The sequence below is a fragment of the Paraburkholderia oxyphila NBRC 105797 genome (genome assembly GCF_000685075.1).
Classification (GTDB): domain Bacteria; phylum Pseudomonadota; class Gammaproteobacteria; order Burkholderiales; family Burkholderiaceae; genus Paraburkholderia; species Paraburkholderia oxyphila.
In genome coordinates this window covers 1-10287 of the sequence record NZ_BAYD01000193.1, presented here as the reverse complement: position 1 = coordinate 10287, position 10287 = coordinate 1, and the positions used below count along the sequence as shown (strand labels likewise).

Annotated in this window: 9 protein-coding genes; 4 read left to right on the top strand and 5 right to left on the bottom strand. The window is 65.1% G+C overall.

Features of this window, described 5'->3' with window-relative positions:
- Positions 1-53: 53 nt before the first annotated feature.
- The gene (locus BO1_RS47265; RefSeq protein ID WP_028223548.1) at positions 54-1598 is read right to left on the bottom strand and encodes an acetolactate synthase large subunit; all 1545 of its coding nucleotides are present in this window, start codon (positions 1596-1598) and stop codon (positions 54-56) included.
- 149 nt (positions 1599-1747) lie between these two features.
- Between BO1_RS47265 and BO1_RS47260 the strand changes: the two genes are divergently transcribed.
- The gene (locus BO1_RS47260) at positions 1748-2734 is read left to right on the top strand and encodes a LysR family transcriptional regulator (RefSeq protein WP_028223547.1); all 987 of its coding nucleotides are present in this window, start codon (positions 1748-1750) and stop codon (positions 2732-2734) included.
- Between the two features lie 59 nt (positions 2735-2793).
- Positions 2794-3039 carry a hypothetical protein gene (locus tag BO1_RS55785; RefSeq protein WP_043289132.1) on the top strand — a complete coding sequence of 82 codons (246 nt, stop codon included), beginning with the start codon at positions 2794-2796 and terminating at the stop codon, positions 3037-3039.
- 77 nt (positions 3040-3116) lie between these two features.
- Here the strand turns inward: BO1_RS55785 and BO1_RS47250 are convergent, their stop codons facing one another.
- Genes BO1_RS47250 through BO1_RS55775 form a run of 3 tightly spaced genes read right to left on the bottom strand, consistent with a single transcriptional unit; the run spans position 3117 to position 6432 of the window.
- On the bottom strand, positions 3117-4202 hold the full coding sequence (locus BO1_RS47250; RefSeq protein WP_156992801.1) for a porin: 1086 nt from the start codon (positions 4200-4202) through the stop codon (positions 3117-3119).
- 35 nt (positions 4203-4237) lie between these two features.
- Positions 4238-5113 (bottom strand): alpha/beta hydrolase, encoded by an 876-nt coding sequence (locus tag BO1_RS55780; RefSeq protein ID WP_043289128.1) that lies wholly within the window; start codon positions 5111-5113, stop codon positions 4238-4240.
- A gap of 44 nt (positions 5114-5157) precedes the next feature.
- Positions 5158-6432 (bottom strand): MFS transporter, encoded by a 1275-nt coding sequence (locus BO1_RS55775; RefSeq protein WP_043289125.1) that lies wholly within the window; start codon positions 6430-6432, stop codon positions 5158-5160.
- 328 nt (positions 6433-6760) lie between these two features.
- Here BO1_RS55775 and BO1_RS55770 point away from each other — a divergent pair, with 328 nt between their 5' ends.
- On the top strand, positions 6761-7783 hold the full coding sequence (locus tag BO1_RS55770) for a VOC family protein (protein WP_043289123.1): 1023 nt from the start codon (positions 6761-6763) through the stop codon (positions 7781-7783).
- Between the two features lie 128 nt (positions 7784-7911).
- Entirely contained in the window at positions 7912-9078 is a 1167-nt protein-coding gene (locus BO1_RS47230; protein ID WP_028223545.1) for an FAD-dependent oxidoreductase, read from the top strand.
- On the opposite strand, the gene BO1_RS47225 is transcribed toward BO1_RS47230, so the two are convergent.
- Positions 9065-10132, bottom strand: a complete 1068-nt coding sequence (locus BO1_RS47225; protein ID WP_084688827.1) for an AraC family transcriptional regulator — start codon at positions 10130-10132, stop codon at positions 9065-9067. The genes BO1_RS47230 and BO1_RS47225 overlap by 14 nt on opposite strands.
- Positions 10133-10287: the final 155 nt, after the last annotated feature.

Here is a 10287-nt window from a genome sequence, read left to right as displayed (position 1 = left end):
TTAAGGCCAAAGCAAAAGATCGCGATAGCACCAACCCGAGCCCTGCGCTCAAATCAAATAACGGCCTCGATAACCATCGGCCCCGGCCGCTTCATAGCGGCAGCAAACGCCGCATCGAACGCAGCACCGGACTCCACGCGCACGGCTTCGACGCCCATCCCCCGCGCAAGCGCGACCCAATCCAGCGACGGATTCCCCAAATCGAACATGGAAGCAGCATGCACGCCATCGGTCTTCGCGCCTACGCGCTTAAGCTCATTCGCAAGAATCCGATACCCGCGATTAGCAAAAATAACGGTCACCACATCGATATTCTCGCGAGCCTGGGTCCAGAGAGCCTGAACCGTATACATGGCGCTACCATCCCCCTGAAGATTGACAACTTTACGCTCAGGGCAAGCAATGCCCGCACCAACGGAAACGGGCATCAGGCACCCAATAGCCCCACCCGTGAGGGTCAGCAAATCGTGCGGCGCGGCCGACTCAGTCAGGCCGGAATAAGCCATCGCAAGCGACGCCTCTTCGGTAACGATGGCATTCTCAGGCAAATGCCTGGCCACACTTCGCATGATCGACTCAGCATCGAGCGCCCCATTCGGAGCAACATCATCAACCACACGAGAGTTCATGGCCACGACGCACTGCTGCGCACCAAGCGCATCCACTAGCGCCCCGAGCGCCGCCGCGCCGTCCTCATGCGGATGCGCAAGCACTGCAATACGGCAGCCTTCCGGCGTGAGCCAGCTCGGCTTGTCCGGGTAGCCAAAGAAGCTGACCGGCGCTTGCGCACCCACCAGCACGAGCAGTTCAGTACCGGCGAGAAACTCGACAACCTGTTCCCCGAAATACGGCAAGCGTTCAACGCGCACGCGCCCGGCGCCGCGCTCTACGCGCGGTGCGAACGTATCGCAGAGCAACCGCGCACCCGTCTTCGCGGCAATGCGTCCGGCCGCGCGCAGCCCCGCGCCTTGCAACGCCTTGCCCCTCAGCAGGAACGCCGTCTTCACGCCGCTTTGCGTGAGCGCCGCAATATGTTCGATCGTGGCCTCGCTCACGCGTGCGGGTGCCGGAGCCGGCAGCGCTTCGGCGACCACATCGGCTTGCGACCAGGCCGTGTCGGCCGGCAGGATCAGAGTCGCGATCTGCCCGGCGCCCGTCATCGAGGCCTGCACGGCGCGGGCGGCGTCGGCGCCCACGGTCAGCGCGCTGCTCGACGAGTGAATCCAGTGCGACACCGGGCGCGCAAAGCCCTGAATATCCGAGGTGAGCGGCGCTTCATAGCGCGAGTGGTCCGACGAATGGTCGCCAACGATATTGACGACCGGACTCGACGCCCGCCGCGCATTGTGCAGATTGGCCAGCCCGTTGGCGAGGCCCGGCCCGAGATGCAGCAGCGTGGCGGCTGGCTTGCCCGCCATGCGCGCGTAGCCGTCGGCCGCGCCCGTCACCACGCCCTCGAACAGGCCCAGGATCGGCCGCATGCCCTCGACCGAATCGAGCGCCGCCACGAAATGCATCTCGGACGTGCCAGGGTTGCCAAAGCAGACTTCCACACCGTTCGCGACCAGCGAACGCAACAGACTTTCAGCACCGTTCATTGTTTGCTTACCTCGATATCGAACCCATCAATCAGCTGTGGCACCCAGGGTTTTTCGGGAGCCCGGACGTCGCGTATCGACATCTGAGACGATCCTAACTAGTCGGCTCTCGTGCAAAAATACAGTGTGATCTGAAAATTTATTACGTCATGCGCAAGAATCTCGATTACGGCTTGCTGCACGCCATGACCGCGTTCGTGCGGGTCGTCGACGCGGGAAGCTTCACCGCGGCTTCGGCGCTTATGGAACTGACGACCGCGCAGGTTTCGAGGCTCGTTTCCGAGCTGGAGAACCGCCTGGAAACGAAGCTGCTGCAGCGCACGACGCGCCGTCTCGCGCTCACGAGCGCCGGCGAGCGCTACGCCAACCAGTGCCGGACCATCCTCGAGCTGGTCACGGAGGCGGAAAGCGAGGCGAGCGGCGCGCGCATTCAGCCCACCGGGCGCCTGCGGCTGCTGTGCATGGCGAGCTTTGGCGATCGTTATGTGGTGCCGCTCGTGGCGAAGTTCTGTGCGATGTATCCGGCCGTGACGGTGGAGTACAGCGCCTCGCAATATGTGCCGGATCTGCTGGCCGAGGGCGTGGATGTGAGCGTGTATCTCACGCCGCGTCTGCCCGATTCCAGTCTCGTCGCGCAGCGGCTTGGCGCGGTGCATGGCGTGCTGTGCGCGGCGCCCGCGTATCTCGCGCAGCATGGCGCGCCGAAGACCGCGCGGGATCTGGCCGGCCACGCGTGCCTGCGGCTCGTCAATCCCTCGACTACACCGCATTGGGCGCTCACCGATGGCAAGGCCACCCATTCGTTCGAGCCCGCGGGCCCGCTGATCGGCGATCATCCCGAGGCCGTCGTGCACGCCGCCTGCACCGGGCTCGGTATCGCATTGCTGCCGGGGTTCGCCGTGCTGGACCACATGGAGCGGGGCGAGCTCGTGCATGTCTTGCCGAACTGGCGCTCGCTCGACGTGGGCGTCTATGTGCTGATGCCATCGAGGAAATTTCTCGAAGCCAAGACCCGCGCGTGGGTCGAGCTATTGAAGGCGGAATTGCCGGCCGCGCTCGAACGCGACGACAACCGGCTCCATGCGCAGGCTACGTCCAGACGGCGCCGTTCGCGCGCGGCAACGTCGCCGCGCTAGTGCGTTCGTGCTTCAAACGGCGCCCTAAAGTTCGTCCGATCCGTGCCGACAAATGCTGCATGGAAAATAGAAACCGCAATCCGCGCAAGGCGAAAGTGGATCTCGCTTTCGACCGCGCCATGGTCCTGACCGTGTCGATCATCCGGCGCGCCCAGGGGAAGACGAATCCCGATGACTTCGCGTATGGTTCGCCGGAGTTCGAGCAAGCCGCGGACGACTATCTGGAGGATCTGACGCGCGCGTTCGATCGCCACAGCGCGGGCGTGGCGCGCGGCGAGGACGATCTGCGGTATAGCCACTCTTGAGGCTAGTGCTCCCCATATCGCGTTGAGTGCGCGTTGACGCCATGCCGAAGCAGACCGCTTCGGCATGGCGCGGGCGTCTAAAAGAAGTGTTGAATGCCGATTGCCACGCCCACTTGCGAGCTGCCGGACGCCGGACCTGCGCCAAGCAGCGATGCCACGGCATTTGCGCCCGATGCGTGCTGATACATCGCTTGCTGGTACAGCACGGTGCGCTTCGATAGCGAATAAAGATTCGACAAGCTCAGCGTCACCCAATGGCCGCCGTCGAGATTCTCGATCGACCCGCCAAACCCGACGGTATCCACTTTGCCGATTGTGTAGCTCACGCCGGCATCGACGGTGTTGGCATTGGCGCTGTCGCCGGGCATGTCGATGCGCGTTTGCGTGAACATCGCGTGCAGCAGCCAGTCGCCCAGCGCGTATGTGCCGCCTGCGCCCCAGTTCTGCACGCGATCGGCGACGATGCCTTGCGCGGGCAGTGGCGTGCCGAGAAAGGATCTGAGCCCCACGAAGTCGACGAGTTCGAGAAAACGGTCGCTTTCATTCGTGTACACCGCGCCCAGCTTCAACGGTCCATTCTTGTATTGAACGGTGAAGCCATAATTGCGGCCTTCCGCGAAATTGCCGGGTTGATTGCCAAAGCCGAATTGGGCGCCGAACGAGAGGCCGTACCAGGTCGGGCTGACGTATTTGGCCGAATTGTCGAATTCGAATGTGTTGGCGAGCTCATCCAGATTGCCCTGGTGAAACGTGTTGAATCCGCCGCCGATCCATCCGGTGCTCATGGGCGACAGCACGTCGAACATGAAGCTCGGCTGATGACCGAGCTTCAATGTGCCGAATTGTTCAGACGAAATCCCCACCGTGGCTTCGCGCTGAAAGATCTGGTTCGGCACCGTCAATTTGCCGCTGCTGGGCAGCCAGCCCGATTCGAGCCTGAAGATGGCCGAGAGTCCGCCGCCGAGGTCCTCGGTGCCGGTGAGGCCGAAGAAGTCGGGAATGAAGTTGCCGTCCTCGGTCGTATAAAGCTGTTTGCCCCCGACGTTGTTGAAGAAGGCAACGCTGGTGTCCAGGTTGCCGTACAGCGTCACGCTGCTTTGCGCATCGGCGAGCGTGGCCGAGCAGAGTGCAATCGCGCCAACCGCCATCAAGCTCTTTTTCACGTGTGCTCCAGATTTGGGTTTTATTCGAATGGCGTCTACAGGACGCTGCCTGGGTTCGTTGCCGTGCGCACGATGCCGACGATCGAATCGAGCCACGCGTTGCCCGGCTCGCGAAAGATTTCGAGGATGTCGTAGTGATGGCGGCGCGGCACAGGCGGCAAAGCGTGCACGCGTTGCCACTGGCTGCTCAACAGCGTGCGTTGCTCGTGAAAGCCGCGCGTTTCGCCTTCGCCCACGAGCGTGTGGATGGGCGCATCGCTGCGGCGCGCGATACGCGCGGGGCTCAGGCGCCTTGCGTTGGCTTCGTCGAGACCGAGCGCGCGGTTGATGCTCGTGTCGACGAGCGGCACGAGATCGAACAGGCCTGAGAGCGCAATCGCGCCTCGCACCGGCGCGGCCACGCCGTTTGCCGCGCCATGTGTCGTCAGCATCATGGCGGCGAGGTGGCCACCCGCCGAATGGCCCATGACGTAGAGGCGGTTCGCGTCGATGCCGAAGCGCCCCGCGTTGCGGTGCAGCCAATGGAGCGCGTTGCGCGTTTGCGCGACCATCGTGTCGAGCGACGCGCCCGGTGCGAGTGCGTAGTTGTTGATGGCGACGCAGATGCCGCTACGCACCAGCAAGGGCGCAACGAACGACACGTCGTGCTTGTCGCCCGCCTGCCAGTAGCCGCCGTGAATGAACATCACGGCAGGGGCATCGCGGCGCGCGGCGGGGAAGACATCGATCAGCTCATGAGTGCTCTCCCCAAAGCGCTCGTCCGCATAGTGCTCGAGTGTCGCGCGTGCGCTCGCGGCTTGGCGCTGCCAGCCGGCCATCAGTTCGAGCGCATCGGGATGACGCGCGCGCAGGTTGTAGTTCGCTTCGCATTGCGCCGGTGAATAGCGCTCGGGCAGTGTCGGGCCTGGCATGCGCGTCTCCATGTCGATCCGCTTGAACGAGGTGGGACGGCGGGTCAATGGGCGATGGCCGCGGCAGGCACCGCAGCGCGCTTTGCGGCGATCACGAGCAGCGCGACCAGGATCACGGCCTCGACCGCGACGAAGGCCATGAACGCCGCCGTGAACGAATGCGCGATATCGATCACCCAGCCCATGAGCGTGGGGGCGATGAAGGTCGAGACGATGCCGCCCAGCTCCGCGTAGCCGATGGCGGTCGCGGCGAGCTTTTCGCCGTAGTTCTCGCTCACGAGGCTGAAGATCGCGCCGCCCGAGAGCACGGCCACGCCGCTTGCGCCCGCGATGGCGAGCAACATGCCCCACGACATCGCGTAGTGCGTGGCCGCCGCGAAGCTCAATGCCGAGAGGACCGAGAGCGCGGCGCCGAGCCGGATCATCGTGATGCGCGACATGCGGTCGGACAGCCAGCCGCCCACGAGCAGGAACGCCACCTGGGAGAGCCCCATCAACGTGCCGATCAGCGCGGCGCTCTGCACGGGCATGCCTTGTTGCTGGATGAACGCGGGCACGACCCACGTGGCGGTGGCGGCGAGCGCGAACGTATCGCCGAAAATCGCGAGCCAGCCGATATAGATCCAGCGCTTGCGGAAGATCTGCGAGAGCGCCAGATCGCCGCCGTGATGGGACGGCTCCGCGCCGGCCTGCCAGCGAAAGCCCGCGATGCCGATCTCTTGTGGTCCGCCCTTGATGGTCAAGAGGCCGATCACGCCGACGAGCAGCGTGAGGCAGCCGAGCGAGACGAGGAATGCGCGCCAGCCGAGCGAAACGGCCATCGGAATGCCCACCGCGAAATCGAGCGTGATGGCGAGACTGAACGCGGCGAGCAGCGTGCCCATGGTGGCGCCGTGGCGCTCGGTGGGAAACCAGCCGACGATGAGTTTCATGGTGCCGACCCACACGGCCGCGTCGAAGAAGCCGATGAGCAGACGCGCGCCGACGAGCTGCGCGAAATCGCCGGCCGCGGCCTGGGCGAGCATGAACACGCCCGTGCCTAGCAGCCCGATCGCGAACAGCTTGCGCGCGGACCATTTGCGGGCGAACGGCGACCAGAACAACATGCCGATGCAGTAGGTGATGGCGAAGGCGCCTTGCACGAAGCCGGCTTCGGTCGGACTCAGATGCAGCGTTTGCGAAACGAAGGTCATCACGGCGGCAAAGCCGTACCAGTCGCCGGCGAGGAAGAGCTCGCCCAGAATGCCGATGGCAAGCGCATGGCATTGCCACTGGCGAATCGCACGGCGCTGGGCCGGGCTGGTTTGCGTCCAAAGCATGTCGGGTCTCCTGGTCGTAGCAGTGGGGCGGGCGAATCGATGTGGCGCACGGCATGCGATGCGCCGTGCGGTGAACGCATTGTTGGGCAACGAAAGTGTTGTCGCAGTCCGGAAAATGACGTGGACATCCGATTCCCGCATCGAATTGCAGCCGCGTGGTCACGGCGGTTTCGCGCGTCGATAAGATCGGCTTACGCCTTGCCGATGCACGCCTTCACTGGGCCTTGGGCAGGCGCAGCACCCGACATTGCCGGTTCGCGCGTCTGTGTTTGCTTGTGCCGTTGCTCGCGCGCCCGGACCGACCATTCCCGCAGAAGGAGCGCAATTCATGACCTCAACGCTGTCCCCCGCTGTGTCCGCGGCCTCGCCTGCGGCGCCCGATGCCGCGAACGGCTCTTACTTCGCGCCGCGGCGCCTTGGCCATGTCAATCTGTGGGTGGACGACCTCGGTCGATCCGAGGCGTTCTATCGCGACGTGTGCGGCCTGAACATCGAGTTCTGGGAGCCGGATCTGCAGGCGACGTTTCTGGGCACCGGCCATACGCCGCACGATCTCGGCATGATGAAAACCACGGGCGGGGTGGACCGCTATGGGCGCAATGGCTTGCTGCAACTGCCCGGCACGATCGGCCTCGCGCCGGGCCTCAATCATCTTGCATGGGAGCTTGCGAACGAAGCGGAACTGGTGGCCGCCTGGCGGCGGCTGAAGGCGGCAGGCATGCCGCTCGACCTGACCGTCGATCATCAGGTCGCGCACAGCGTCTACGTATTCGACCCCGACCGCAACTACAACGAGTTCTATTGCGACACGGTGAAGGATTGGCGCTCGGTGTTGAGCGGCGAAATGGAGTTGCTCACGAGCGTCTGGGATCCGGCCGCACAGGAGCCGTCGACAACTGGCCTTTACGACGATGCGCCCGTGCTGCGCCACGTCGAAGGCGCGGCCGTGCATCCGCGCCGGATCACGCACGCGGTGCTCGTGACCGCGAAGTTCGATGCGATGCTCGACTTCTACATGCGTATCGGCGGCCTGCAGGTGGTGCGCCGCGAGCCCGGCGCCGCGTGGCTGGGCGCGAGCCACGCGGACTATCCGTACAACCTCGTGCTGGTCGAAGGCGCGGCGGCCGGCTACCATCACGCGTCCTTCGAGCTGGCCGGCGAAGCGAGCCTCGATGCTGCGCTCGACACGCTGCGCGCGCGCGGGATCGCACCGTTGCGCGTCGTCGACCTGCCCTGGAAGCGCGCGTTCTTCCTCGCGGATCCCGACGGCCAGTGCAGCGAATGGTACGTGCGCCGCGATGGCGTCGCCAGCGTGCCGCGCGGCGGGGCGGACACGGCCTGGCTCGTGTGAGCTTCAAGCGCGCTTCGAGCGCGCAACCCTGCAACCCTGCATTCAAGCGTTCACGCCTTCACGGTGAGACGGAACGCAGGCAACACCAGAAACGCAAGAGACACAAGAGAGACACGGAGATCACCATCATGAGCAAGACACTGTCGGCCATCATCGCGGGCGGAGGTCTCGGCGGCCTCGCCACCGCGGCTGCAATGGCGCAGCGCGGCTGGGACGTGACCGTCTACGAACGGCAGTCCGCGCTGCGCGCCTCGGGCTCGGGCATCTATATCTGGGAGAACGGTCTGCGCGTGCTCGAAGCGCTCGGCGCTTACGACGACGCCGTGCGCGGCGCCTTCGAGGGCCGCGCGTTCGAGCAACGCGACAAGCACGGTGGGGTGATCGACTCGGCGCCGGTCGGCGCGGGCAAGCGGCTCATCACGGTCAAGCGCAGTCAGTTGCTGGACGCGTTGCGCGATACGGCGCTGCGCGCGGGCGTGAAGGTGGTCACGTCTTCGGAGGTGATCGGCGCCACGCCACGCGGCGAATTGCGTTTCGCCAACGGGGACGTGGCGCGCGCGGATCTCGCGGTGGGCGTCGACGGCATCTGGTCGCGCGTGCGCGAGGCGCTCGGCCTCGAAACGTTTCACCAGCAGACGGCCGAAGGTGCGCTGCGCACGGTGATCGAACGACGGCCCGGCGACATTCCCGCCGACGATGCGGGCAAGTACATCGAGAACTGGAACGCCGAGCGGCGCTTGCTCATCACGCCCATCAACGAGACGCAGATCTATCTCGCGCTGACCTGTCCCGAGCGTGATCGCGCGGCGCGCGACACGCAGATCGACAAGGCGCTATGGAGCGACGCGTTCCCGCGCTGGGCGCACCTGATCGAGCGCATCGGCGCGGAGGTGAGCTGGGGCGTCTACAGCATCATCCAGTGCAGCGCGTGGTCGGCGGGCCGCACGGCGATTCTCGGCGATGCCGCGCACGCGCAGCCGCCCAATCTCGGCCAGGGCGGCGGCATGGCGATGCAGAACGGCCTCGCGCTCGCGTGCGCACTCGACGGCATCGAGCGCGCCGAGGCCATTCCCGCCGCACTCGAAGCGTGGGAAGCGCGCGAACGCCCGCTCATCGATCATTGCCAGAAGTGGTCGACGCTGTATGGCGAAGTCGCGTTCCTGCCCGACGAAGTGCGGACCTCGACGATCCGCGCGGCCATGGCCCACCCGTGGGTGATCGAGCAGATCAATCGCGCGGCACACCACGTGCCCACCGGCACGGGCGAACGCGCGCGTAGCGTCAGTTTGCTTTGACGGCTCGAGCGGGCTGCGCGCCGGTGTCGGCGCGGCCGCGCCGCAGCGTGTCCTGCGGGCGTTCGCCGAAGCGTTCGGCGTAATAGCGCGCGAAGCGGCCGTAGTGGAAGAAGCCCCATTGCATGGCGAGCTGCGTGAGGTTCTCTGCGTGCGGCGCGCCTTCGAGCAGTGCTTCGCGCACACGCTGCAGACGCAGCTCGCGCAGATAGCCCATCGGCGTTTGATCGTAAGTGCTCCGAAACGCATTGAAGAGCGCGCGTGCGCTCACACCCACGGCTTCGGAGAGCGACTCGACGGTGATGGGCTCCGCCGCATGCGCCTCGAGGTAGTCCACGGCGCGCCGCACGTACGCCGGCGCGATGGCTGGCAGCGCCTGCGTGAGCGCAAAGCGGTGCGAAAGATTGTGCGGATGCGCGTAGAGCAGCGCGTCGATCAACATCTGCTCGATGTGCGCGCAGTAGCCGGCGTTTTCGAGCAGCTCGGGAAAGGTCTCGCTGCCGTCGATCACGTGACGCAGCGTGCTCAGCCACGCGCGGCCCGCGCGGCCGTTGAGATCGAGGCCCAGATCGAAGCTGACCGGCTCGCGCGCCTGGCAGCCGAGATGCGCCGCGCAGGTGCGGTCGATCAGTTGCTGATCCAATTTCACGATTAGCTGCGAGAGCGACGGCGCGAGATCGAGATGGACGGGCTTGCCAGGGGACATGACGACGGCGTGCGCGGTATCGCCGTCGAGCGATTCGCGCCCGCAACGGTAGCGGCCGCCGCCGCGCAGCGGAATCTCGACGAGCACGAAGCCTTCGAAGCAGTCGGGCTCGACCTTGACTTCGGCGCCGTATTCGAGCATGTGCAGCGAAATTCGGCCGATTTGCTTCGAATAGAGGTGCGTATTGAGTGCGCGATCTGGGTCGCGCAAGGTCATTGCGTGGGGCTTGAAGGCGCGTCCGACGACCTCGGTTACCTGGTCGAAATCCTGAGCGCCGCTTAGTTCATGGTGCCAGGTGCTCAGGCTGGGGCGCTCGGCGCTCGATGCGAAATGAGGGGGAGAGCTGGGCATTCAATGGTGCTGTGCGTTTGGCCGCAAGAAATTGGCCAGTTTCTGCACTGGCCCGCATGTGTGCAATTATTGACAGTCTCGCTGGGCGAGGTATTGGGGGAAGTCCTTAGAGTGTAATTTGTGGTCTTTTGTGGGGCTGTTGGCGTTGGCCTTAA